At 71.7% G+C, this 22,126-nt stretch carries 24 protein-coding genes; 16 read left to right on the top strand and 8 right to left on the bottom strand.

Annotated elements, in window-relative coordinates; translation table 11 throughout:
• The first annotated feature begins 693 nt into the window (after nt 1-693).
• On the top strand, nt 694-1,317 hold the full coding sequence (locus ACWDY5_RS16200; RefSeq protein WP_449722994.1) for a hypothetical protein: 624 nt from the start codon (nt 694-696) through the stop codon (nt 1,315-1,317).
• Between the two features lies 1 nt (nt 1,318).
• Here ACWDY5_RS16200 and ACWDY5_RS16195 read toward each other — a convergent pair whose 3' ends face one another.
• Both ACWDY5_RS16195 and ACWDY5_RS16190 read right to left on the bottom strand, forming a co-directional pair.
• A complete protein-coding gene (locus ACWDY5_RS16195) occupies nt 1,319-1,639 on the bottom strand; it encodes an SH3 domain-containing protein (RefSeq protein ID WP_449722993.1) in 321 nt (106 codons plus the stop codon).
• Nucleotides 1,640-1,841: 202 nt separating this feature from the next.
• Nucleotides 1,842-3,062: an NADP-dependent isocitrate dehydrogenase gene (locus tag ACWDY5_RS16190; RefSeq protein ID WP_252486716.1), complete on the bottom strand. Its 1,221-nt coding sequence runs from the start codon at nt 3,060-3,062 to the stop codon at nt 1,842-1,844.
• Between the two features lie 163 nt (nt 3,063-3,225).
• Here ACWDY5_RS16190 and ACWDY5_RS16185 point away from each other — a divergent pair, with 163 nt between their 5' ends.
• The 6 genes from ACWDY5_RS16185 to ACWDY5_RS16160 all read left to right on the top strand — a co-directional run bounded on the left by ACWDY5_RS16185 (nt 3,226) and on the right by ACWDY5_RS16160 (nt 8,198).
• Nucleotides 3,226-4,062 carry a metal-dependent hydrolase gene (locus ACWDY5_RS16185; RefSeq protein WP_283662921.1) on the top strand — a complete coding sequence of 279 codons (837 nt, stop codon included), beginning with the start codon at nt 3,226-3,228 and terminating at the stop codon, nt 4,060-4,062.
• A gap of 64 nt (nt 4,063-4,126) precedes the next feature.
• Nucleotides 4,127-5,131 carry a medium chain dehydrogenase/reductase family protein gene (locus ACWDY5_RS16180; RefSeq protein ID WP_449722992.1) on the top strand — a complete coding sequence of 335 codons (1,005 nt, stop codon included), beginning with the start codon at nt 4,127-4,129 and terminating at the stop codon, nt 5,129-5,131.
• 33 nt (nt 5,132-5,164) lie between these two features.
• Nucleotides 5,165-5,959 carry an ABC transporter permease gene (locus ACWDY5_RS16175; protein WP_449722991.1) on the top strand — a complete coding sequence of 265 codons (795 nt, stop codon included), beginning with the start codon at nt 5,165-5,167 and terminating at the stop codon, nt 5,957-5,959.
• Nucleotides 5,952-6,752, top strand: a complete 801-nt coding sequence (locus ACWDY5_RS16170) for an ABC transporter permease (protein ID WP_449722990.1) — start codon at nt 5,952-5,954, stop codon at nt 6,750-6,752. The genes ACWDY5_RS16175 and ACWDY5_RS16170 overlap by 8 nt, the downstream gene beginning before the upstream one ends.
• Nucleotides 6,749-7,765 carry an ABC transporter ATP-binding protein gene (locus ACWDY5_RS16165; protein WP_449722989.1) on the top strand — a complete coding sequence of 339 codons (1,017 nt, stop codon included), beginning with the start codon at nt 6,749-6,751 and terminating at the stop codon, nt 7,763-7,765. The genes ACWDY5_RS16170 and ACWDY5_RS16165 overlap by 4 nt, the downstream gene beginning before the upstream one ends.
• A gap of 58 nt (nt 7,766-7,823) precedes the next feature.
• Nucleotides 7,824-8,198, top strand: a complete 375-nt coding sequence (locus tag ACWDY5_RS16160) for a hypothetical protein (RefSeq protein WP_449722988.1) — start codon at nt 7,824-7,826, stop codon at nt 8,196-8,198.
• Here ACWDY5_RS16160 and rsmI read toward each other — a convergent pair whose 3' ends face one another.
• Complete coding sequence (gene rsmI, locus ACWDY5_RS16155) at nt 8,199-9,053, bottom strand: 16S rRNA (cytidine(1402)-2'-O)-methyltransferase (RefSeq protein WP_449722987.1); 855 nt, start codon at nt 9,051-9,053, stop codon at nt 8,199-8,201.
• Between the two features lie 24 nt (nt 9,054-9,077).
• Between rsmI and ACWDY5_RS16150 the strand changes: the two genes are divergently transcribed.
• From ACWDY5_RS16150 to ACWDY5_RS16125, 6 genes are all read left to right on the top strand, one after another.
• Entirely contained in the window at nt 9,078-10,673 is a 1,596-nt protein-coding gene (locus ACWDY5_RS16150; protein ID WP_449722986.1) for a dolichyl-phosphate-mannose--protein mannosyltransferase, read from the top strand.
• Nucleotides 10,674-10,815: 142 nt separating this feature from the next.
• Nucleotides 10,816-11,130 carry a YbaB/EbfC family nucleoid-associated protein gene (locus ACWDY5_RS16145; RefSeq protein ID WP_449722985.1) on the top strand — a complete coding sequence of 105 codons (315 nt, stop codon included), beginning with the start codon at nt 10,816-10,818 and terminating at the stop codon, nt 11,128-11,130.
• A 3-nt stretch (nt 11,131-11,133) separates the two neighbouring features.
• Entirely contained in the window at nt 11,134-11,418 is a 285-nt protein-coding gene (locus ACWDY5_RS16140; protein WP_449722984.1) for a YbaB/EbfC family nucleoid-associated protein, read from the top strand.
• Nucleotides 11,415-11,726 carry a hypothetical protein gene (locus ACWDY5_RS16135; RefSeq protein WP_449722983.1) on the top strand — a complete coding sequence of 104 codons (312 nt, stop codon included), beginning with the start codon at nt 11,415-11,417 and terminating at the stop codon, nt 11,724-11,726. Before ACWDY5_RS16140 ends, ACWDY5_RS16135 begins: the two co-directional genes overlap by 4 nt.
• Nucleotides 11,727-11,734: 8 nt before the next feature.
• On the top strand, nt 11,735-12,391 hold the full coding sequence (locus tag ACWDY5_RS16130) for a hypothetical protein (RefSeq protein WP_449722982.1): 657 nt from the start codon (nt 11,735-11,737) through the stop codon (nt 12,389-12,391).
• Nucleotides 12,388-12,966 (top strand): hypothetical protein, encoded by a 579-nt coding sequence (locus tag ACWDY5_RS16125; protein WP_449722981.1) that lies wholly within the window; start codon nt 12,388-12,390, stop codon nt 12,964-12,966. The genes ACWDY5_RS16130 and ACWDY5_RS16125 overlap by 4 nt, the downstream gene beginning before the upstream one ends.
• Here the strand turns inward: ACWDY5_RS16125 and ACWDY5_RS16120 are convergent.
• Genes ACWDY5_RS16120 through ACWDY5_RS16110 form a run of 3 tightly spaced genes read right to left on the bottom strand, consistent with a single transcriptional unit; the run spans nt 12,963 to nt 15,321 of the window.
• Nucleotides 12,963-14,204, bottom strand: coding sequence for a hypothetical protein (locus tag ACWDY5_RS16120; protein WP_449722980.1), 1,242 nt, complete (start codon nt 14,202-14,204; stop codon nt 12,963-12,965). The two genes, ACWDY5_RS16125 and ACWDY5_RS16120, sit on opposite strands and share 4 nt — an antisense overlap.
• On the bottom strand, nt 14,201-14,821 hold the full coding sequence (locus tag ACWDY5_RS16115; RefSeq protein ID WP_449722979.1) for an ABC transporter ATP-binding protein: 621 nt from the start codon (nt 14,819-14,821) through the stop codon (nt 14,201-14,203). Before ACWDY5_RS16115 ends, ACWDY5_RS16120 begins: the two co-directional genes overlap by 4 nt.
• Nucleotides 14,822-14,844: 23 nt before the next feature.
• On the bottom strand, nt 14,845-15,321 hold the full coding sequence (locus ACWDY5_RS16110) for a GNAT family N-acetyltransferase (protein ID WP_283662908.1): 477 nt from the start codon (nt 15,319-15,321) through the stop codon (nt 14,845-14,847).
• A gap of 141 nt (nt 15,322-15,462) precedes the next feature.
• Here ACWDY5_RS16110 and ACWDY5_RS16105 point away from each other — a divergent pair, with 141 nt between their 5' ends.
• Nucleotides 15,463-16,731, top strand: a complete 1,269-nt coding sequence (locus ACWDY5_RS16105) for a TolB family protein (RefSeq protein ID WP_449722978.1) — start codon at nt 15,463-15,465, stop codon at nt 16,729-16,731.
• Here the strand turns inward: ACWDY5_RS16105 and ACWDY5_RS16100 are convergent.
• Together ACWDY5_RS16100 and ACWDY5_RS16095 are read right to left on the bottom strand one after the other, a co-directional pair.
• On the bottom strand, nt 16,709-17,494 hold the full coding sequence (locus tag ACWDY5_RS16100; protein ID WP_449722977.1) for a Tat pathway signal sequence domain protein: 786 nt from the start codon (nt 17,492-17,494) through the stop codon (nt 16,709-16,711). The two genes, ACWDY5_RS16105 and ACWDY5_RS16100, sit on opposite strands and share 23 nt — an antisense overlap.
• A 116-nt stretch (nt 17,495-17,610) precedes the next feature.
• Complete coding sequence (locus ACWDY5_RS16095) at nt 17,611-18,168, bottom strand: phosphoribosyltransferase (RefSeq protein WP_283662905.1); 558 nt, start codon at nt 18,166-18,168, stop codon at nt 17,611-17,613.
• Nucleotides 18,169-18,418: 250 nt separating this feature from the next.
• Between ACWDY5_RS16095 and ACWDY5_RS16090 the strand changes: the two genes are divergently transcribed.
• Nucleotides 18,419-20,461, top strand: a complete 2,043-nt coding sequence (locus tag ACWDY5_RS16090) for a hydantoinase/oxoprolinase family protein (protein WP_449722976.1) — start codon at nt 18,419-18,421, stop codon at nt 20,459-20,461.
• The gene (locus ACWDY5_RS16085; RefSeq protein ID WP_449722975.1) at nt 20,458-22,119 is read left to right on the top strand and encodes a hydantoinase B/oxoprolinase family protein; all 1,662 of its coding nucleotides are present in this window, start codon (nt 20,458-20,460) and stop codon (nt 22,117-22,119) included. The genes ACWDY5_RS16090 and ACWDY5_RS16085 overlap by 4 nt, the downstream gene beginning before the upstream one ends.
• Nucleotides 22,120-22,126 lie beyond the last annotated feature (7 nt).

Here is a 22,126-nt window from a genome sequence, read left to right as displayed (position 1 = left end):
CGGTGGCTGACGGGCGGCTGGGAGGCGGTGGCGGCGGCGGAGGGTGGCGGCTGGCGGGCGGGCAGGCGGCTCGTGGGCGGCGGCAGGCGGTAGGCGGCGGGCGGCGGGCCAGCGCAGGCGGCGAGCGAGCGAAGTGCGGGGGCGGGCGGCGGCCGACGGCGGCGGGCGGCGGCGGGCGAGCGCAGGCGGCAGGTCGCGGGTGGGCGGCTGGTGCGGGTGGCGGGATGGTCGGGTGGGGTCGTGGGGCGGGCAGCCTCGACGCAGCGGAGATGCGGTCGCGCAGCGAAGCTCGGGCAGCGGCCGCACGGCTCACTGACCAACGCGGTAAGCGACCAAGCCCCCGGCACCGACCCTACCTCCTGAGACGACCGGTCATATTGAGATGACCGGTCGTATTCAGTACGTGGCGGTGCTGGGGCGGCCACGTGACCGGCAGGCCGTGGCGATTGGTGGCGGCTGCGGAGGCAACCGGCACAACAGGCGGCGGGGAGGCGAGCGCGGCGGCGATAGGTGCGGCGTGTGCGAGCCGGGACGGCACTGTTGCCGTTGCCAAGACCGATCCCCAGTCGCGCCAACGCGTTCCTCGCTGACCGATCGACCGACCCGGCCCCGCCATCTCCAGCTCAACGGCCGAGGCCCCTCCCTCCTCACCCCGGCAAGGTGGACTCAAGATCACTGGGAGGAGCGGTGCTCATGGACGCCGGGCGGCGGGTCAGTGCGGGGCGGGTCGCGGGGTTCGTGGCTGGGGTTGCGCTGGTGGCTTATCTGGTCGCGCCGTTGTTGTGGGCTGGGGGTTCCTCCGCCGAGGTGGCGGCGGCGGAGGTTCGGCCGTTGGTGGCGGGGCTGGCTGGGGAGGTTCGGGTGGAGGGGGCGCCGGGGGTGGACTCGGCGGGGAGCTGGTTCGAGGTGGTGGAGGCGGACGGGACTGACTCGGCTGGGAATCCGGTGCGAGTGGTGGCGCGGCGGGTGGATCCGGGGCAGCACCGGGCCGAGTCGGTGTCCTGGTTCGTCAGCCTGCCCGCGGTGACGGGGTTGCGGGCGGGGCCGGGGAAACGGTTCGACGGGGTGGTGGACGGGCGGCGGGTCGAGGTGGTGCTCGGGGTGCGGATCGAGGGGGACCAGGTGGTGGTGGGACCGGAGAGTGCCAGCGTGGATGGCGATCCGGTGGTCCTTGACCAGGTGCGGGAGCTGGTGCCCGTTCGGCGCGCGCCGTTGCCGGGTGGGGTGTCCGGGGTGGCGGTGCGGGGGCTGGAGCTGGCTGGGGATCGGCCGCGGGTGGAGCTGGGGGCGGATGGGGTGGTGACCGGGGGGCGGTGAGTCACTGACAGGTGTTGCGGGAGTCCGGTTTCAGGAACTCGGTGGCGGCCCAGCGGTCGTCGGCCAGCTTGCGGAAGCCGTCCTTGGTCTCGCCGTGGCCGCCGGTGAGGGCGTCCTTGCGCAGGCGGGTGACCACCTTGTGCCCGGGGCCGGGGCCGGAGCGGACGTTCAGCAGGTCAGCCTGGACGTGGAACTCGCAGCGGGGCTGGCCGTCGGCCGGCTTGTCCCCCGGCTTGTCGCCCTGGGCGTCGCTGCCGAAGGACAGCACGAACAGGCCAATGGCGGCGGCGCCGACCAGCAGCACCGGACGGATCATGAACACAACGGCCTCCTTGGCGCTCGCGGGCCCCTACCCGGTATAGCGGGCCGCCCCTGAGCTGCGAAGAGGCCGGTCGGCAAGTGCACCCGGGCGGCCGGTGGTGCCACCCGAACGTGCTTGTCGCGGCAACAAAAAGTGAGCGGACAGCCCGAGGGCCGTCTTCCGGCGCGGGAAGACGGCCCTCGGAGCCTGTTGGCGGCCTTGGTCAGCCGGCCATCTTCTTCTGCAGGTTCTCATCCAGGGTGGCGAGGAAGTCCTCGGTGGTCTGCCACTCCTGGTCCTTGCTGATCAGCAGCGCCAGGTCCTTGGTCATCCGGCCGCTCTCGACCGTGTTGATGATGACCTGTTCCAGGGTCTCGGCGAAGCCGGTCACCTCGGGGGTGCCGTCCAGCTTGCCGCGGTGCTTCAGGCCGCCGGTCCACGCGAAGATCGAGGCGATCGGGTTCGTGGAGGTCGGCTTGCCGGCCTGGTGCTGGCGGAAGTGCCTGGTCACGGTGCCGTGCGCGGCCTCGGCCTCGACGGTCTTGCCGTCCGGGGTCATCAGCACCGAGGTCATCAGGCCCAGCGAGCCGAAGCCCTGCGCCACGGTGTCGGACTGCACGTCACCGTCGTAGTTCTTGCACGCCCAGACGTAGCCGCCCTCCCACTTCATGGCCGCGGCGACCATGTCGTCGATGAGGCGGTGCTCGTAGGTCAGGCCCTTGGCGTCGAACTCGGCCTTGAACTCGGCCTGGAAGACCTCCTCGAACACGTCCTTGAACATGCCGTCGTAGGCCTTGAGGATCGTGTTCTTGGTCGACATGTAGACCGGGTAGTTGCGCAGCAGCCCGTAGGACAGCGAGGCGCGGGCGAAGTCCTCGATGGACTTGCGGAAGTTGTACATCCCCATGGCGACGCCGCCGCCCTCGGGGAACTGCGCAACCTCGATCTCCACCGGCTCGGAGCCGTCGGCCGGGGTGTAGGTGATGGTGACGGTGCCGGGGCCGGGGACCTTGAAGTCGCTGGCCTTGTACTGGTCACCGTGGGCGTGACGGCCGATGATGATCGGCTTGGTCCAGGTGGGCACCAGGCGGGGGATGTTCGAGATGATGATCGGCTCGCGGAAGACCACGCCGCCGAGGATGTTGCGGATGGTCCCGTTCGGGCTCCGCCACATCTTCTTCAGGCCGAACTCCTCGACGCGGGCCTCATCGGGGGTGATGGTCGCGCACTTCACGCCGACGCCGTGCTTCTTGATGGCGTTGGCCGAGTCGATCGTCACCTGGTCGTCGGTGGCGTCGCGGTGCTCGATGCCGAGGTCGTAGTACTCGAGGTTGACGTCGAGATACGGGTGAATCAGCTTGTCCTTGATGAACTGCCAGATGATGCGGGTCATCTCGTCGCCATCGAGCTCGACGACGGTCCCGTGAACCTTGATCTTGCCCATACGACGGGCTCTCCTCTCGCGACGGTGCAAGCAAGACGAGCGTACTGGTAAGCGGGGGGTAGTCGCTTTCGGGCCTCGGGAAAAGGGAACACCGTCACACCCGCTGTCGGTGCCGGCCGATAGGTTTCCCTCGCTGGATCGGGTGAAACAAGCTGGGGGGACGATGTCGACGGGGCCGACGCATGCGATCAGTGGGACCGCGGCCTGGGGGGCGGTGGTGGTCGGCTTCGGCGCCTACGACCTCGGCCACTTCACCCCGCAGACCGTGGTGGTCGGGGCCATCATGGCCTCCGGAGCAGCGCTGTTGCCGGACCTGGACCACCCGGGCTCCACCGTGTCCCGCACCTTCGGGCCGATCAGCAAGGCCGCGTCCAAGGCGATCAACACGGTCAGTCACGCCGTGTACCGGGGAACCCGGACGAAGAAGGACTCGAACCGGGACGGCGGGCACCGCGGCCTGACCCACACCGTGGTCTTCGCGCTACTGGCCGGTATCGGCACCACCGCGGTGGTGCAGGCGACCAACCGCTGGGCGCTGCCCATCCTGCTGTTCTTCTTCTGCGGCCTGGCCGTGCGCGGGCTGATGCACAAGTGGTGCCCGAAGCGGGACGCCTGGGCGATCAGCGGCTCCTCGGCGCTGCTGACCATCCTGTGCTGGTCCTGGGCGCAGACCGGGCCGGAACAGGCCCCCGCGCTGGGCATCGCGGTGATCGCGGGCTGCGTGGCGCACTACATCGGGGACGCGATCACCGAACAGGGCTGTCCGATGCTGTGGCCGGTGCCGATCATGGGCAAGCTGTGGTTCCCGGTGGCGCCGCCGAAGATCCTGCGGATGAAGACCGGCGGCAAGGTCGAGCTGAGCCTGATCCTGCCCGCGCTGACCATCGCCGCGGTGTGGCTGTCCGCGGCCGCGTTGCAGCGGGCCGGCGCGGTGCCCTGGCTGGACTGGGACCTGCTGCCCGGCGGCTGGTCCTCGGTGCCGCCCGTCGCGGCGGGCTGACCCGGAAACGCCCACGTTTGCCGCGGGGTGGCAGGCTGGAGGTTCGTGACTGGGAGGAGTGCCGGTGACACGGGTTCGCGAGATCGTGGTGACCGCCAAGGGCGGGCCGGTTGAGGTGCGGGAACGCATCGCGGCGGCCCCGGCGGCCGGATCGGCGCTGATCGAGGTGGAGGCCAGCGGGGTGGCCTTCGCGGACGTGCACATGCTGCACGGCACCTACCCCGCGCAGCCCAAGTTCCCATTCACCCCGGGCTACGAGCTCGTCGGCAAGGTGCGCCAGGTCGGCGACGGCGTGCCCGCGCAGCTGGTGGGCAGGCGGGTGGCCGCGCTGACCGTCACCGGCGGCTGGCGCAGCTTCGCCGAGGTGCCTGCCAAGTCGCTGGTGCCGGTGCCGGAGGAGATCGCCGGCCCGGTCGCGGCGGCCGTGGTGCTCAACGGGATCACCGCGTACCAGCTGGCGCACCAGGTGGCCAAGATCAGCGCCGGGCAGACCGTGCTGGTGCACGGCGCCAGCGGCGGGGTGGGCACGCTGCTGGTCCAGCTCGCGCTCAACGCGGGCGCCAGGGTGCTGGGCACCGCCTCGGCGGCCAAGCACCCGGCCGTGCGCGAGCTGGGCGCCGAGCCGATCGACTACCGCGGCGACGTGGTCGCGCGGGTGCGCGAGCTGGCGCCGGGCGGGGTGGACGCGGTGTTCGACCACCTGGGCGCGGACAGCTACGCGCGGAGCTGGAACCTGTTGGCGCGCAACGGGATCGTCGTCGGCTACGGCTCCGCGAGCACCTACGACCGGCCCGGCAACCGGTTCCTGCCGTACCTGCCGCTGGTCGGCCGCGTCCTCGGCTACCGGCTGCGCGGCCTGCTTGGCGCGGCCAACGGGCGGCGGGCGAGCTTCTACGGCATCCGGCCGGACATGAAGGCCAGGGCGACCCTGGTCGCGGTGTTCGAGCTGGTCCGCAGCGGTCAGCTGGAGGTGCCGATCGCCGAGCAGCTGCCGCTGGTGGAGGCGGCGGCCGCACTGAAGAAGATGATCACCGGCCGGGGCGTCGGCAAGATCGTGCTGATCCCGTAAATCCGGTTGACCCGCGCCGTAGCGTGGACTGACGTGCGCTCTCCGGCCGCCCTCTACGCGCGCATGATCGGCGCGGGCTTCCGTCGTTACTCCTCCTACCGCGGGGCCACCCTGGCCGGCCTGGGCACCAACCTGGTCTTCGGGCTGCTCCGGGTCTCCGTGCTCTTCGCCATGCTCGACGGGCGGCGCGAGGTCGCCGGGTACGACGCGGCCCGCTCCTCCACCTACGTGTGGTTCGGCCAGGGCATGCTGGCCACGGTCGTGCTGTGGGGCGGCCACGAGATCGGCGAGCGGGTGCGCACCGGTGACGTCGTGGTGGACCTGTCCCGGCCGTGGAACCTGCAGCTGGTCCTGCTCGCCGAGGACCTCGGCCGGGCCGGGTACGCCTTCCTCACCCGGTTCCTGCCGCCGGTGGTCTTCGGCGCGCTGTTCTTCCCGTTCCTGTGGCCAGCGCACGGCCTGACCTGGCCGCTGTTCGCGCTGAGCCTCGGGCTGAGCGTGGCGGTCAGCTTCGGCGCCCGGTTCCTACTGGGGCTCAGCGCGTTCTGGCTGCTGGACAACCGGGGCCCGGTCTCCCTCTACGGCATGTCCGCCGGCATCCTCGGCGGGCTGATCGTGCCGCTGCCCTTCTTCCCGGACTGGCTGCAGACCGTGCTCTGGCTGACCCCGTTCCCCGCGCTGGTGCAGGCCCCGATCGACGTGTTCACCGAGGCGGGCCCGCCGCTGGCGCCGCTGGCCCACCAGGCGGTCTGGCTCGGCATCCTCTACCTCGGCGGGCGGCTGGCCCTGCGCGGCGCGGTGCGCAAGGTGGTGGTGCAGGGTGGCTAGCTTCGGGGTGTACCGCAGGCTGATCGGCGCGCAGATCCGCTCCCAGCTGACCTACCGGGTCTCCTTCCTGATGACCTGCGTCGGCGACGCGGCGGCCCAGGCCACCGAGCTGGTGGCGATCCTGGCGATCTTCTCCAGGGTCACCGACCTCGGCGGGTTCAGCCGGGAGGAGGTGCTGCTGATGTACGCGCTGGCCAGCACCTCCTTCGGCCTGGCCGACCTGGCCGTTGGCCAGCTGGACCGGCTGCCGCAGTACCTGCGCACCGGGAAGTTCGACTCGCTGCTGATCCGGCCGCTGGGCAGCCTCGGCCAGCTGATGGTCTCGGACTTCCAGCTCCGGCGGCTGGGCCGGATCTGCCTCGGCATCGGCATCCTGGCCTATGTGGTGTCCACAGTGGACATTCAGTGGGGCTGGCACACCGCGCTGCTGCTGGTGGTCTCGCCGATCGCGGGCGCGGTGCTGATGAGCGCGGTGTGGGTGATGGCGGCCTCGGTGTGCTTCTGGCTGATCGAGGGCGCGGAGCTGACCAACGGCCTCACCTACGGCGGGCACTTCCTCGCCTCGTACCCGATCACCATCTACCCGGCCTGGCTGCGCACCGCGCTGGCCTTCGTCATCCCGGCCGCCTTCATCGCCTACTTCCCCGCGCTCGCCCTGCTCGGCAAGCCCGATCCCCTTGGCACGCCTGCCTTCCTGGGCTGGATCAGCCCGGTGGTGGCCGCGCTGGCGCTGGGGCTGGCCGCGCTGGTGTGGCGGGCCGCGGTCAGACACTACCGAGGGACTGGATCATGACCCCGCACCTGGCAGCCGAGTCGCTGACCCGCACCTTCTCGGTGCGCCACAAGCTGAGCCGGTTCCGCAGCGAGCGCCGGGAGGTGACCGCGGTGGACGCGGTGTCCTTCACCGTGGCCCGCGGCGAGGCAGTGGGCTACGTGGGTCCCAACGGGGCGGGCAAGTCCACCACGATCAAGATGCTCACCGGCATCCTCACCCCGACCGGCGGCCGGGTGCGCACCTGCGGGCTGGACCCGTCCCGGCGGCGGGTGGAGCTGGCCGCGCGGATCGGCGTGGTCTTCGGCCAGCGCAGCCAGCTGTGGTGGGACCTGCCGCTGGCGGACAGCTTCGCGCTGCTCCGCGACATCTACCGGGTGCCTGCCGCCGAGCACGCGGCCCGGCTGGCCGAGTGCGTGGAGCTGCTCAGCATGGGTGACTTCCTGCGCACCCCGGTGCGGCAGCTCTCGCTCGGGCAGCGGATGCGCGGGGAGGTCACCGCGGCGCTGCTGCACGCGCCGGAGCTGCTGGTGCTGGACGAGCCGACCATCGGGCTGGACCTGGAGTCCAAGGAGCGGCTGCGCGAGTTCCTGGCCGAGCTCAACGCCACCCGCGGCGTCACCCTGCTGCTCACCACGCACGACCTGGACGACATCGAGCGGCTCTGCCGCAGGCTGCTGGTCATCGACCGCGGCCGGGTGCTGGCCGACGGGCCGCTGGCCACCCTGCGCACCGAGGCGGTCGGCGAGCGCACCCTGGTGGTCGACCTGGAGCAGCCCGCCGAACCGCTGACCGGGCTGCCGGGGGTGACCCAGACCAGGGTGGAGAACGAGGGCAGGCGGCACCACCTGGTGTTCCAGCGGGACCGGATCACCGCGGCCGCGCTGATCGCCGCGGTGGCCGAACGGGCCGCGGTGCACGACATCTCGGTGGTCGAGCCCTCCATCGACGACGTGATCCGACGGCTGTACGCGGGCGGGGTTGTCCACCCAGCGGAGGAGATCGGCGTCCATCCCGGGACCGACGCACGGTGACCGCCGATCTCCCTAGCCTGGGCGGCACACTCACACGTTGATCACTGGAGGGGTTCCGATGCGCAGGTCACCTCGGCTGGCTCTGCTCCTGCTCACCGCGGTGCCCGCGATCGCCCTGCTCGGCGCCTGCCAGCAGGCGAGCGCGTTCGCGGACAAGGCCAAGGTCTGCACCGAGGCGATCAGCCTGGCCTCGCTGCAGCCGAACCCGGAGGACCCGCAGCAGACCAGGAACGAGGCCAAGGAGAAGGCCGACCGGCTGATCGACCTGACCAAGAACGTGGCCGAGGCCGACGTCAAGGGCGCGCTGACCACGGTGGCCGACCACTACACCTCGCTGGCCAAGGAGAAGGTGGACGGGGTGGTCAACCTGGCCGACTGGGCCAAGCAGACGGTGAAGAACCTGGACAACGTGCGCAAGGTCTGCCTGGGCTGATCAGGACTTCCTGGCCAGCAGCACCGCGTCGTAGAGGGCCTTGCGGCTGACCCCGGTGCTGGCGGCGACCGCGGCGGTGGCGTCCTTGAGGCGCGCGCCGCCGCGCACCCGCTCCTCCACCACCTCCACCAGCGCGGTCACCTCGACCTCGTCCTGGTCGGCGGAGACCCCGGCGAGCACCACGGTGATCTCCCCGCGCACCCCCTCGGCCGCCCACTCGGCCAGCTCGGCCAGGCTGCCGCGGCGGATCTCCTCGTAGGTCTTGGTCAGCTCGCGGCAGACCGCGGCCAGCCGGTCGCCGCCGAGCACCTCGGCCGCGTCGGCCAGGCAGGCCGCCAGCCGGTGCGGGGCCTCGAAGAAGACCGCGGTGCGCTGCTCGCTGGCCAGCTGGGTGAACCAGCGCCGCCGCTCGCCGGACTTGCGCGGCGGGAAGCCCTCGAAGCAGAACCGCTCGCAGGGCAGTCCGGAGACGGCCAGCGCGGTGGTCACCGCCGAGGGCCCCGGCAGGCAGGTCACCGGCAGGTCCTCGGCCACACAGGCGGCGACCAGCCGGTAGCCGGGGTCGGAGACGCTGGGCATGCCCGCGTCGGTGACCAGCACGACCTGCTCGCCGCCGCGGACCGCCTCGACCAGGCCCGGCAGGCGGCCCACCTCGTTCTGGTCGTAGAAGCTCACCACCCGTCCGGCGGGCTCGACGCCGAGCGCGGCGCACAGGTTGCGCAGGCGGCGAGTGTCCTCGGCGGCGATGACATCGGCGCTGCGCAGGGCCTCGGACAGGCGTGGTGAGGCGTCGCCGATCTCGCCGAGCGGCGTGGCCGCGAGCACCAATCGACCCGATCCGGGTGGGGCGTTCATGCGGCTCACCCTACGATCGGCAGCGTGAGTGTTCTGGTGCCGCCCGCCGCCGGCCGTCCGACCGACGAGGGCTGGCTGGCAGCCGAACAGGCGCCGCCGCCTGAACCGCCTGGTGGGGCGGTGCTGCGCGACCCGGCCGAGCGGCTCGGCCCGCCGATGCCCAGCGACCGGCTGCGCGGCTGGCTGGTGACCCTGTCGCTGGCGGTGATCGCCGGGCTGGTGCGGTTCTGGAACCTGGCGCACCCCACCGACAAGGGCACGCCGATCTTCGACGAGAAGCACTACGTGCCGCAGGCCTGGCAGGTGCTGCACAACGGCGGCTACGAGGACAACCCCGGCTTCCGGCTGATCGTGCACCCGCCGCTGGGCAAGCAGCTGATCGCGATCGGCGAGTGGCTCTTCGGCTACAACGGCCTCGGCTGGCGGTTCACCGCGGCGGTGGCGGGCACGGTGTGCGTGATCCTGATCGTGCGGATCGCCCGGCGGCTGACCCGCTCCACCCTGCTGGGCGCGCTGGCCGGGGTGCTGCTGATCGCCGACGGGGTCAGCCACGTCGGCTCCAGGGTCGGCATGCTGGACATCTTCCTGACCCTGTTCGTGGTGGCCGGGTTCGGCGCGCTGCTGGTGGACCGGGACATCGTGCGCAACCGGCTGGCGGTGGCGGTCCGCGAGGGCTGGGCGGGCGTCAGCGACTACGGGCCGCGGCTGGGTTTCCGCTGGTGGCGCTTTGCCGGCGGGGTGCTGCTCGGGCTGGGCGTCGGGGTGAAGTGGTCGGCGCTGTTCTTCGTGGCCGCCTTCGCCGCGCTGTGCGTGTTCTGGGACGTCACCGCCCGCCGCGCGGCCGGGGTGCGGCGGCCATGGCGGGGCACCATCGCGCGGGACCTGTTCCCGGCCTTCGCCTCGCTGGCCGTGCTGCCGGTGCTGGTCTACTTCGGCACCTGGTGGGCCTGGTTCGCCAGCGAGACCGGGGTGGACCGGCACCTGGTCGGCAGCGCCCTGCCCGAGGGCGGGACCTGGGGCTTCATCCCGGACGCGCTGCGCGCGCTGCTGTACAACAACAACGAGGTGCTGACCTTCCACAACAACCTCAGCCCCACCGACAAGCACCCGTACGAGTCCAAGCCCTGGGCCTGGCCGATGGGCCTGAAGCCGATGCTCTACTACTTGGAGTCCAACGGCGTGGTGCCCGGCTGCGGCCGCACCGACTGCATGGCCGGCGTGAAGCTGATCGGCACCCCGGCCATGTGGTGGCTGGCCTTCCCGATGCTGGGCTGGGCGGTCTGGCGGGCCTTCGGCAAGCTGGACTGGCGCTACGCCGCCGTGCTGGTCGGTTACGGCGCGGGCTGGCTGCCCTGGTTCAGCAACCTGGACCGCCAGATGTACTACTTCTACGCCACCCCGATGGCCCCGTTCATGGTGCTGGGACTGGTGCTGATCCTGGGCGAGGTGCTGGGCAGGGCGGATGCCGGGGCGGAACGGCGCAAGACCGGGCTGCTGGTGGTGGCGCTGTACGTGGGCCTGGTGATCGCCAACTTCATCTGGCTGTGGCCCATCCTCAACGGCGACTCGGTGACCCCCTGGCGCTGGCAGGCCGAAGTGTGGCTACCCTCCTGGAATTAGGGAAAAATTCAATATCAATTGGCAAATGGCCAACTGAATAACTAGGCTAATTCGCGGTCCTTTCGTGTGTATTCACGATGATCGCGAAGCTCCCCCGCGCGCGCATCGATAGGGTGCCATTAGATCAATACGGGGGGCACCTATGGACGAAATTGACCTTGGCGGGTTCAGCGCGGTGGAGCGCGAGCTCGAACAGACCCGGCAACGGCTCGCCGCCGCGCGCGCCGAGGCGGCAGGCCACCGGCACCGCGCGGCCGCACCGGATGGTTCGGTGACGGCGGTGGTGAACGGCGTCGGCGAGCTGGTGGAGCTGGACATCGACGACCGCGCCCTGCGCTCGGCCCATCCGCGGCGGCTCGGCCCGGTGATCGTCACGGCGATCAGCGAGGCGCGGGCGCTGGCCGCGGCGGAGAACCAGGCCGCGCTGGCCGAGCTGCTGCCCGCCTTCGAGGGCTGAGCGGTGCGGTCACTGCGCGAGATCCAGGACGACCTGGCCGCGGCGGAACGTCGGCTGGCGCAGGTCAAGGCCTGGGCGGCCACCGCGACCAGCACCCTGGTCAGCCAGGACATCGGCAACCAGCTCGGCCGGGTGGTGGTGAACGCGCTCGGCGGGCTCCAGTCGGTCGAGCTCGACCCCGAAGGGCTCGCCTACACCAACGGCAGGGCGCTGGGCCGGGCCGTGGTGGCCGCGGTGCGGGCGGCCGAGGACAAGGCCAGGGCCCGGCGGGAGGAGGTGCTCGGATGACCAGCTACAAGGTGGTGCCCGCCGCGCTGCGGGCCAACGTGAAGTTCCTGCTGGACGCCGCGGACTCCTGGGACAACGCGTACAAAAAGCTGCACGGAAAAGTGCTCGCATCGGATGACCTCGGTTTGCTGGGCAACCAGGCGAGAGTGCCGGAGAACTACAACCTGGCGCTGGTAGATGTGCTGAAAACGCTCAAGGAAGGGTTCATCGCCTTGGACGAGGCGGGCAAAGGACTCGGCCAGGTGGCGAACGAGTACGAGAGCAAGGACGCGAAGTTCTACCGCAAGTTCGGCTACGAGATCAGGTAGGGGCGGCGATGACTCTGCCGGTTTTCCCGGAGGCCGAGGCGGCCCGGGTCAGGGAGTACGGCGCGAAGGTCGGCCAGGCCGCGGTGGCCAAGCTGGTGGACACCATCCGCGACTGGTTCGGCCATCCCGAGGTGGTCAGCAGCCACGCGCTGGACTGGGACCCGGAGGCCAAGGTCATGATCGACAAGGCCCTGGACAACATCACCAGCTGCCGGTCCAACCTCAAGGCCTACTGGTCCGGCTCGGCCTACGACTCCTTCGAGATCTACGTCAACCACCTGGAGAAGGTCTTCGAGGCCGCCACCAAGGTCATGGCCGAGATGGCCGACCTGCTGCAGGGCTCGCAGGAGACCATGACCAAGGTCTACTGCGAGGGCGTCCGCTTCCTGCTGGAGTGCGCGGCCATCATCATCCAGCTGACCGGCGGGATCATCGCCGGCATCAAGGAGTTCTTCCTCGGTGTGGCCGAGGCGGTCACCAGCGCGATCGCGGACTTCGTGCGCAACGTGAGCGACCTGCTCACCTCGGCGGCCATGCTGACCCAGGAGTACCAGAAAACCGGTGTCGACCTCCGCCAGAAGGCCGCTGAGCTCAAGGTGCCCAGCGAGATCCCCAGCTCAGCCACCGACACCGGCGGCTGGGAAGTCCGCCCGAGGCCGGCATGAGGGCCGCGTGGGCGGTGCCGCTGGTGCTGGTGCTGCTGGCCGGGTGCGGGGGCGGCCAGCCAGCCGACCGGTTCGGCGCGGCGCCGGATGCCTGCGCCCTGGTTCCCGGACCGGTGGCGGCCTCGGTGGTCAGCGGCGCGACCGGCAAGCCGGGCATCGGCGTGCCGGGCAAGAGCAACTCCTGCGACTGGTCGTTCACCGCGGCCGAGGCCGCCCGCGGCCAGCCCTACCAGCGCAGCCTGTCGGTCAGCGCCACCTACTACGGCACGCCCGCCGGTCAGGACCAGCTGACCGGCACCGAGCTGGCGGCGCGCACCTTCCAGTCGATGCGCACCTCGTTGGGGGTCGGCGACGGCGGATCGGTGCCAGGCCTTGGCGATGAGGCGTACCGGAAGTTCGCCAACGGCGCGGAGAAGGTGGAGTTCCGCAAGGCGAACGTGTCGGTCTCGGTCTCGCTCGGCGGCGTCGACCTGGACGCCGCCGGGAACTCCGTGCCGCTGCCGGAGGAACAGGCCAGGCAGTCGGCGCTGACCGTGGCCACCGCGGCCGCGACCGAGCTGGACAAGGCCCGTTAGCCGAGCAGCACCAGCCCGAACAGCAGCAGCAGGAACCCGCGGAAGGTGTTGGCCAGGTAGGCCACCGGGATCGGGGCACCGCCGAGCTCGATGGTGGCGGTGCTGGTGTCGTAGCTGGCGTTGTCCCTGGCCACGGTGCGCAGCACGGCGAGCGCGACCAGCGGGACCAGCAGCAGCAGGGCCGGGGTGAAGGCGGCGGGGGCCAGCAGCAGCGCGACACCGGTCCACAGGGTGACCAGCGTGGTCAGCAGCAGGGCCCAGGTGCGCCAGATGACCTTCAGGTCGAAGCCGAGCCAGCGGCGCAGGCCCGCGCTGCGGTACAGCTCGCCGAGGCCGCCGGTGAACGGCAGCACCGCGAAGTAGCCGCCGAGGCCGAACAGCCACACCGGCGGAAGGCCCCAGGCCGCCCCGGCCGCGACCAGGCCGGCGACCAGCAGCGCGGGCACCGCGAACCGGCGGCGGGCGAGCAGGCGGAGCAGCTCAAGGCGCAGCAGCACCGGACGGCGCAGGGTGATCCGCCGGGACACCGGTTCGCCGACCGGCAGCAGCATCAGCACGTCCAGGAAGCGGGTGGCGGTGCCGCGGACGACCCGGTTCGCCCAGCGGTCGACCAGCACGGCCCGGCCCAGCCGCCCGGCCGCGGGTCTCGCGCCGATCAGCGCGGCCCCGGCCAGCGTGCTGAACAGCCCGGCCACCGCCGCCAGCAGCACCGGGGTGAGCAGGCCGTACAGCGCGACCACGGCCAGCGCGGCCAGCACCGCGGGCAGCGCCAGCTCCACCGCGCCGGTCAGCTCGGTGGGCAGCCGCCAGAGGAGCACCGCGGCCAGCCCCGCGCTGCTCAGCAGCACCGCGGTGCCCGCGAGAGTGGCCGGCACGGACAGGCCGCCGACCAGGGCGAGCAGCCCCCACAGGTAGCTCAGCCCGCCCAGCCGGGCCGCCCAGGCCGCCCACAGTCGGCGGCCCAGGGTGCGCACCCGGCCGCCCGGCCCGAAGTCGGACCAGGTGAGCTGGGCCGGGCTGACCCACTGGAAGCCGCGCCTGCTCAGCGAGCGCCAGGCCAGCGCGGCGGCCAGGCACAGCACGGCCAGCACCGCGGGCTCGGCGGCCGGGCCGGTGCGCACGCCCAGGGTGAGCCGGACGTCGGCCAGGTCGAAGAACGGGTAGACCAGCAGCGCCACCGCGAACAGCACGCCCAGCGCGCGCTCGTCCGGCCACAGGCGGGTGAGCAGCCGGGTCACGTCAGCTCCACCACGCGGTCCGCGATGGCTGTCCGCAGGGCCGGATCGTGCGTGGCCACCACCACCGCGACGCCCTCCGCGGTGCACTGCCCGACCAGCTCGGCCACCCACTGCCGGGCCTGGGCGTCCAGCGCCCGCTCCGGCTCGTCCAGCAGCAGCACCTCGTGCGGCCGGGCGATCGCGCCGAGCAGCAGCAACCGCTGCCGCTGCCCCGCGCTCAGCGCCGCCGCGGCCACGTCCGCGCAGATCCCGAGCCCGGCGTACGCCAGCAGCTCCTGCACGTCCTCGGCGCTGGCCGGGCGGCCGAAGGAGCCGAGCAGCAGGTCGATGTGCTGACGCGGGCTGAGCTCGGCGAACAGCTCGGAGTCGTCCAGCTTCACCGAGACCGCGCGGCGGAACTCCACCGAGGTCTCATCCGGCACCTCCCCGGCCACCAGCACCCGGCCCTCGCTGACCGGCTGGACGCCGTACACGCAGCGCAGCAGGGTCGACTTGCCGATGCCGTTCGCGCCGGTCAGCGCCACGCACTCGCCGGCGGCCACGCTCAGGTCCAGCTCCCGGAACAACCACCGCTCCGCGACCCGGACGCCGACGCCCTCCGCGAGGATCTCCGCCATGTCCGCACGCTACCGGGATTCGCTCAGCCGAAGCGGGCGATCAGCTCCGCCCGGTCCAGCCGCAGGTCGTACTGGTCGATGTGCTCGGCGAAGCCCTGCGGCACGATCTTGGCCACCCGGAAGCCCAGGTGCTCGAAGAAGCCGGTGCTGTGCTGGCTGGTGCTCAGCGTGACCGCGACCGCGTCCGGGTCGGCCGCGATCATCCGCAGCCTGGCCTCCAGCAGCGCCCGGCCGAGGCCCTGCCGGTGCCTGCGCCGCTCGACCATGCCCCAGCACAGCGTCCACACGCCCGGCTGGGCCAGGTCAGGCGCGTGCCCGCCGGCGGCCACCAGCGCGCCGTTGATCCGGCCGACCAGGTAGACCCCTGGCAGCTTGTCCAGGAACTGGGCGAACTCGCGCCGTTCGGTGGCGGCGAAGTAGAGCGGCACGTTGCTGTCGAACAGCCGCAGGCAGTCCTCGCGGTCGGCCCGTTCGTACGCCGTCAGTCGCATCATTGCCATCGAGGCCTCCCCAGCCTCCGGGATGGGTGAGTATGACCAGGTCCGGCTGGGACACGCCAGCCTCTCCAGTGAATGTAAACGCTTTCCAATTCGGCCGACCGGCCCTGTCGCGCGGGTGGGCCGGGATGGTCGCATGGCAGGGTGACCGCTCGAACCGCAGTCGTGCTCGCCATCGCCGCCGCGGCTGCCCTTCTGCCCAGCTCAGCCGCTGCCGCCACACCGGCCCAGGTGGTCAGCCGCGCCTGGCACGGCGGCCCGGCCAACGGCCCCTCCGGCACGCCCGCGGTGAGCGCGGACGGCCGGTTCGTCGCCTTCGCCGCCACCGCGGCGAACCTGGTGCCGCAGGACCGGAACGGGCACGGGGACATCTTCGTGCGCGACACCTGGACCGGGCTCACCTCGCTGGTCAGCGGCGGCGACGGTGCCGCCTACGACGCACCGGCGATCAGCGCGGACGGCAGGCTGGTCGCCTACCTGACCGAGGCCTCCGACCTGGTGCCCGGTGACCTCAACGGCCTGCCGGACGTGGTGGTCACCGACCGCCGCACCGGCCGCAGCACCGGGGTGAGCACCGGCGGCGACCGGGAGTCCTCCGGCGCGCCCTCGATCAGCGCGGACGGCCGGTTCGTGGTGTTCCGCTCGGCCGCGACCAACCTGGTGCCGGGCGACACCAACGGCGTGGACGACGTGTTCGTGCGGGACCTGCGCACCGGCCGGATCGAGCGGGTCAGCGTGGCCGCCGGCGGCGCGCAGGGCGACAAGCAGGTGCACCACGGCACCGCGGTCAGCGCGGACGGCCGCTACGTGGTCTTCCCCTCCGCCGCGACCAACCTGGTGCCAGGGGACAGCAACGGCAGCGTGGACATGTTCGTCAAGGACCGGGTCACCGGCGCGGTCACCAGGGCGAACACCACCGCCACCGGCGGGCAGAGCAGCTCCTACACGCTGATGCCCGCGATCACCGCCGACGGCGGCCAGGTGTTCTTCGTGGCCTGGGGCGACAACCTGGTGCCCGGTGACACCGAGGACACCCCGGACATCTTCGTGAAAACCCTGCGCACCGGGGAGATCCGCCGGGTGAACACCGGCAGCGACGGGCGGGCCGCGGACGCCCAGCCCTACCAGCCGACGATCAGCGCGGACGGCCGTCACCTGGCCTTCGCCTCGATCGCGGCGAACCTGGTGCCCGGCGACACCAACAACGTCGACGACGTCTTCCACAAGGACCTGCGCACCGGCACGCTGACCCGGATCAGCCTGCGCGCCAACGGAAAGCAGGCCGGGGACTTCTCCCTCACCCCGGCGCTGAGCGCGGACGGGCGGACCCTCGCCTTCGCCTCGCACGCCAAGCTCGGCTCCGGCGAGGGTCCGCACCCGGACGTCTACCTCAGACCTGTTGGTAGGCCTTGAGGTCGCGTAGCAGCAGGTGGGTGTCGTTGATGTTCGCCGAGTCGCTCAGCGAGCGGTAGATGCCCCACTTGGGCCGCAGCCGGTCCCCCAGCCAGGTGTCCACATTGGACTTCCGGGCGTCGAGCACGGTCCGGCCGCCCTCGCGCACCACCCAGCGCACCGAGCCGTCGCCGTCGCCCAACTTGATCTCCACCTCGGTGTCGATCCACTTGTTCTGCAACGGAGCCAGGTCCACATCGCCGACCGTCACGTCGCCCTGCCACACCTTGAACTCGATGGTCGAGCGGCTGCCCTTGCGCCGCAACGACATCACCGTCACCGGCGCGGAACCCAGGCCGGGCATCTTCGTCTGCATGATGTGCGTGAAGCTGGTGGTGGCCTTCAGCGAGCCCGGGATGAACATCGAGTAGGTGAACCGCCAGGTCTGGCCCTGGAACAGGTCCACGTTCGCGCCGCCGCTGCGCATGCCGCGGACCTCGTTGCGCTGCCGGTCGGTGGCGGTGTCCCGGTCCCGCTTGTGCATGTCGAAGCGGTAAGTGTCGCCCTGCGGGTAGATGTGCTTGGTGCCGGGGTGCGAGCCGGCCCGGTCGTCCTCCACGCCCTCGAAGGCGCCAAGCCCGTCCCGGCTGGGCACCGGGGCCCAGCGCTGCTGCCAGGCCAGCGGGGCGGCCAACGCGCTCGCGCCGGGCAGGGCGAGGGCCGCGGCGGCGCCGCCGAGCAGGGACAGCGCGGTGCGACGGCCACATTCGCGTGCGTCAGTCACGGTGTTCTCCTCAGTCTCCGTCGTCAGGGGGTGGCGGCGGACCCTGAGTAAGCGCTTACATGCTGACGGGACAAGGAAAAGACTGTCAACGATTCACGGTTCTGAACGCGCGCGCCTCAGCGCATCCTGGTCAGCGAGACCAGGGGCACGCCCGTCGACTCGATGTGCTGGCGGCTGCGGTTGTCCGCGTCCTCGGTGAGCGCGGCGACGCCGACCACGTCCGCGGCCTCGTCCCGCAGCACCGAGATGAGACTGCCGATCGCGTGGCAGTGGGTCAGCGCGGAGTCCACCACCAGCACCCGGCGGCCCTGCAGCCTGCCGTAGGTGAAGATCTCCGCGCTGCGCCTGCGCGGCACGCCGTGGCGTTCGGTGTCCAGCTTCCAGGCCAGGTGGTACGGCAGCCCGGAGGCCATCGCCACCGCGAGCGTGGGCACGATGCCGCTGGTGTCGAAGCCGAGCAGCACGTCCGGCCGCTCGTGGTGCGGGTTGTTCAGCCAGCTCGACCAGAGCGCGTGGCCGACCGCGAGCAGCCGGGACGGCTCGACCGGGTGGGCCACGCCGTCGAGCTCGTGCACCACTCTGGCCGGTGGCACGTCAGAGGGCAGGTCGAGGCACAGGATCCGGCACGCCTGGAAGTCGACACTCGGCGCGGGAACGTCCTCCAGGGTGGTCATGGCGGTCCGACCTCCTCCTGCCTCGCGACGAGGCGCCTGCACACTGGCCGAACTGTAGGGAAACGGCGGGAGACCCGGATTGGGCACCGAGCACACCTGGAGTGGTCGAGACTGTGCGCTCCGCTAGTCATGGGATGTTTGCGCCGATCAGCCTCTCCTATTCCCGCATATGCAGCCTGCACTGCCCGGCCACCTCTGCCTGGTCCAAGTGCACAGCGTCGGAGAACGCGCTCTCACTATGGTCAGCGCCATGGGTCGTCTCCGGGTCTCCATGGACATCGGCGGCACGTTCACCGACGTAGTCGCCTACGACGAGCAGACCGGGGGGTACCGGGTCGGCAAGCGCCCGACCACCCCTGGTGACCTGGCCACGGGGGTGCTGGACGCGCTGGGGGCGGTGGTCGATCCGCTGTCCGGGATCGACTTCCTGGTGCACGGCACCACCCAGGGACTCAACGCCCTCCTGCAGCGCCGCGGCATTCGGGTGATGTTGCTGGCGAGTGCCGGCGCGGCCGACGTCTACCACATCGCGCGCGGTCCCCGGTTCCGTATGTACGACCTCCAGTACCGCAAACCCGAGCCCCTGGTCCCCCGGCGGGACATCGTCGGCGTGCCCGGCCGGATCGACCAGGCCGGCGCGGAGCTGACCCCACTGGACGAGCAGGCGGTGCGCGCGGCCGCGGCCAGGGCGCGCGCGGAGGGCTTCGGCGCGATCGCGGTGTCCTTCCTGTTCAGCTACGCCAACCCGGCGCACGAGCTGCGCGCGGCGGAGATCCTGCGGGCGGAGCTGGGCGCGGACTTCGCCCTCTCGCTGTCCCACCAGTGCGCGAACGAGTGGCGGGAGTACGAGCGCACCTCCTCCGCGGTGGTGGAGGCCTACATCGGCCCGGTGGTGCGCGACTACCTCGGCGGCCTCACCCGCGACCTGGCCGACCAGGGCGTGCCCGCGCCGCTGCACGTGATGCAGTCCTCTGGCGGCATCATCTCCGCCGAGTCCGCCCGCGAGCGCCCGCTGCAGACCCTGCTCTCCGGCCCGGTCGGCGGCACCATGGGCGGGGTCGCGCTGGCCAAGGCGCTGGGCCGGGACAACCTGATCTACATCGACATGGGCGGCACCTCCTTCGACGTCTCGCTGGTCATCGATGGCGAACCGGATATCACCCCGGAGATCAAGCTGGACGGGCTGCCGATGCTGCTCAGCGCGGTGGACATCCACACCGTGGGCGCGGGCGGCGGCTCGGTGGCCTGGACCGAGGCGGGTGGCCTGCGGGTCGGCCCGCACTCGGCGGGTGCCGCGCCCGGACCGGCTTGCTACGGCAACGGCGGCGTGGAGCCCACGGTCACCGACGCCAACCTGGTGCTCGGCCGGATCGAGCCGGGCGCCTTCGCCGCCGGGCTGACCCTGCGGCCGGAGCTGGCCGAGGCCGCGATCGCCAAGCTGGGCGCGGAGTTCGACCTGGGCACACCGGAGATGGCCGAGGGCGTGTGCGCGGTGGCCAACGCGACCATGGCCGGGGCGATCCGCACCATCACGGTGTCCCGTGGCATCGAGCCGCGCGAGTTCACCCTGGTCGCCTTCGGCGGCGCCGGGCCGATGCACGCGGTGTTCCTGGCCCGCGAGCTGGGCATCGGCGAGGTGGTGGTGCCGCGCTTCCCCGGCGCGTTCTCGGCCTGGGGCATGCTGCAGACCGAGATCCGCCGCGACCTGGTGGAGCCGCACTTCCGGCTGGACGCCGACCTGGACGGCGCGGCCATGTCCGCCCGGCTGACCGCGATGGCGGAGACCGGACTGGTCTGGCTGGCCACCGAGCGGGTGCCCGAGGCGGCCCGGCGCAGCTCGCACGCGGCCGACATCCGTTACGCGGCACAGGAGTACACCCTCACCGTGCCGCTGCTCAGTGCGGACGAACCCGCCTCGCCGGAGTTCCTGGACACCATCGCGGCCCGGTTCGCCCAGGTGCACCAGGCCCGCTATGGCCACGCCAACCCCGGCGCGCCGATCGAGTTCGTCGCGCTGCGCACCACCGTGCACGGCGACCTCGGCCGGGCCGCACCGCAACGGCTGGCCGAGGCCACCGAACCCCTTGCGCCGCAACAGCATCGGCCGGTCTTCTTCGACGGCGGCTGGCACCAGACGCCGATCCTGCAACGCGCCGGGCTGGCTCCTGGGCACCGGCTGGCCGGACCGGCGATCGTGCTGGAGGACACCGCGACCACCGTGGTGCCACCGGGATTCACCCTGTCCGTGGACTCGCTCGGCTCGCTCGTGGTGCGCAGGGAGGACCAGTCATGACCGTGGACCCGGTCACCGTGGAGATCATCCGCAACGCCCTGGCGGCGGCCGCGGAGGACATGAACGCCACCCTCATCCGCTCCGCCTACACCCCGGTGATCTACGAGTGCGGGGACTGCGTGGTCGCGCTGCTCGACGACGAGCACCAGGTGCTCGGCCAGTCCGCCGGGTTGCCGATTTTCTTGGGGAACTTGGAGATCTGCACCAGGGCCACCGAGGAGCGCTTCGGCCGGGAGGTCTGGCGGCCCGGCGATGTGTGGATCCTCAACGACTCCTACCTGGCGGGCACCCACCTCAACGACGTCACCCTGTTCGGCCCGGTGTTCGTCGGCGCGGAGCTGGCCGGGTTCACCGCCACCCGCGCGCACTGGATCGACGTCGGCTCCAAGGACCCCGGCGGCTCGATGGACTCGGTGAACATCTTCCAGGAGGGCCTGCGGCTGGGCCCGCAGAAGCTGCTCGACGGCGGCGCCGAGGTGCACGGCGTGGTGGACACCATCACCACCAACGTGCGCTTCCCCTACCCCACCTCCGGCGACCTGCGCGCGATGACCGCGACCATCGAGATGGGCCAGCGCCGCCTGGCCGAGATCGTCGAACGCTTCGGCCTGGACACCGTGCGCGCGGCCAGGGACGAGATCTTCGCCCAGACCGAACGGCTGGAGCGCGAGGTCATCAGGGCCATTCCGGACGGCGTGTACAAAGCGGAAGGCTTCCTGGACAACGACGGCATCGACCTGGCCACCCCGGTCCCGGTCCGGCTCACCGTCACCGTCTCCGGCGAGACCATCGACTTCGACGTGCGCGACTCCGCCGACCAGACCGTGGGCCCGATCAACTGCGGCGCGGCACAGACCGTCTCCGCCTGCCGGGTCGGCTACAAGCTGCTGGTCAGCCCGGACGTGCCGGGCAACGGCGGCTCGTTCCGGCCGCTGACCGTGCAGGTCCGGCCGGGCTCGGTCTTCGGCGCGCAGGCCCCGGCGGCCTGCCAGTGGTACTTCTCCCACCTCGGCCTGCTCATCGACCTGGTCGCGCGGGCGCTGGCCCCCGCGCTGCCGGACCGGGTGGCCGCGGCCAGCCACGGCGACTCGATGATCGTGATGTACGCCGGCGTCGACCCGCGCACCGGCCGCGAGTACGTCAGCCAGGAGGCCACCGTCGGCGGCTGGGGCGGCTGGCGGGGCAGCGACGGGGAAAGCGCGCTGATCAACAACGTGAACGGCTCGCTGCGGGACATGCCGGTGGAGGTGCTGGAGAGCCGGTTCCCGCTGCGGATCACCCGCTACGAGATCCGGCCGGACTCCGGCGGCGCGGGCCAGTGGCGGGGCGGCAACGGGGTGCTGCGCGAGTACGTGGTGCTCGCCGACTGCACGGTCTCGCTCTGGTTCGAGCGCTCGGTCACCCCGGCCTGGGGCCTCTTCGGCGGCGCTCCGGCGGCGCCGCCGGAGGTGACGATCAATCCGGGCCGGCCCGATGAACAGCGAATGTTGAAATGCAACGGTTTGCATTTACGCGCGGGCGATGTGGTCCGTTGTGTCACCGGTGGCGGCGGCGGATTCGGTGACCCGGGAAAACGCGCGCCGGAAGCGGTTCGAGCCGATGTGCTGGACGGTCATCTCAGCGCTGAGCACGCACAAGCGGTGTACGGCGTCCACTGAGGACCGG

It is taken from the genome of Crossiella sp. NPDC003009 (genome assembly GCF_053591555.1).
Note: the sequence above shows the minus strand (reverse complement) of the source record. Positions and strands in the feature narration are given on the sequence as shown.

Coding starts and splice junctions, on each gene's coding strand:
- ACWDY5_RS16200 (WP_449722994.1), top strand. CDS start 694: ATGGACGCCGGGCGGCGGGTCAGTGCGGGGCGGGTCGCGGGGTTCGTG.
- ACWDY5_RS16190 (WP_252486716.1), bottom strand. CDS start 3,062: ATGGGCAAGATCAAGGTTCACGGGACCGTCGTCGAGCTCGATGGCGAC.
- ACWDY5_RS16185 (WP_283662921.1), top strand. CDS start 3,226: ATGTCGACGGGGCCGACGCATGCGATCAGTGGGACCGCGGCCTGGGGG.
- ACWDY5_RS16165 (WP_449722989.1), top strand. CDS start 6,749: ATGACCCCGCACCTGGCAGCCGAGTCGCTGACCCGCACCTTCTCGGTG.
- ACWDY5_RS16160 (WP_449722988.1), top strand. CDS start 7,824: ATGCGCAGGTCACCTCGGCTGGCTCTGCTCCTGCTCACCGCGGTGCCC.
- rsmI (WP_449722987.1), bottom strand. CDS start 9,053: ATGAACGCCCCACCCGGATCGGGTCGATTGGTGCTCGCGGCCACGCCG.
- ACWDY5_RS16145 (WP_449722985.1), top strand. CDS start 10,816: ATGGACGAAATTGACCTTGGCGGGTTCAGCGCGGTGGAGCGCGAGCTC.
- ACWDY5_RS16135 (WP_449722983.1), top strand. CDS start 11,415: ATGACCAGCTACAAGGTGGTGCCCGCCGCGCTGCGGGCCAACGTGAAG.
- ACWDY5_RS16130 (WP_449722982.1), top strand. CDS start 11,735: ATGACTCTGCCGGTTTTCCCGGAGGCCGAGGCGGCCCGGGTCAGGGAG.
- ACWDY5_RS16125 (WP_449722981.1), top strand. CDS start 12,388: ATGAGGGCCGCGTGGGCGGTGCCGCTGGTGCTGGTGCTGCTGGCCGGG.
- ACWDY5_RS16115 (WP_449722979.1), bottom strand. CDS start 14,821: ATGGCGGAGATCCTCGCGGAGGGCGTCGGCGTCCGGGTCGCGGAGCGG.
- ACWDY5_RS16110 (WP_283662908.1), bottom strand. CDS start 15,321: ATGGCAATGATGCGACTGACGGCGTACGAACGGGCCGACCGCGAGGAC.
- ACWDY5_RS16095 (WP_283662905.1), bottom strand. CDS start 18,168: ATGACCACCCTGGAGGACGTTCCCGCGCCGAGTGTCGACTTCCAGGCG.
- ACWDY5_RS16090 (WP_449722976.1), top strand. CDS start 18,419: ATGGGTCGTCTCCGGGTCTCCATGGACATCGGCGGCACGTTCACCGAC.
- ACWDY5_RS16085 (WP_449722975.1), top strand. CDS start 20,458: ATGACCGTGGACCCGGTCACCGTGGAGATCATCCGCAACGCCCTGGCG.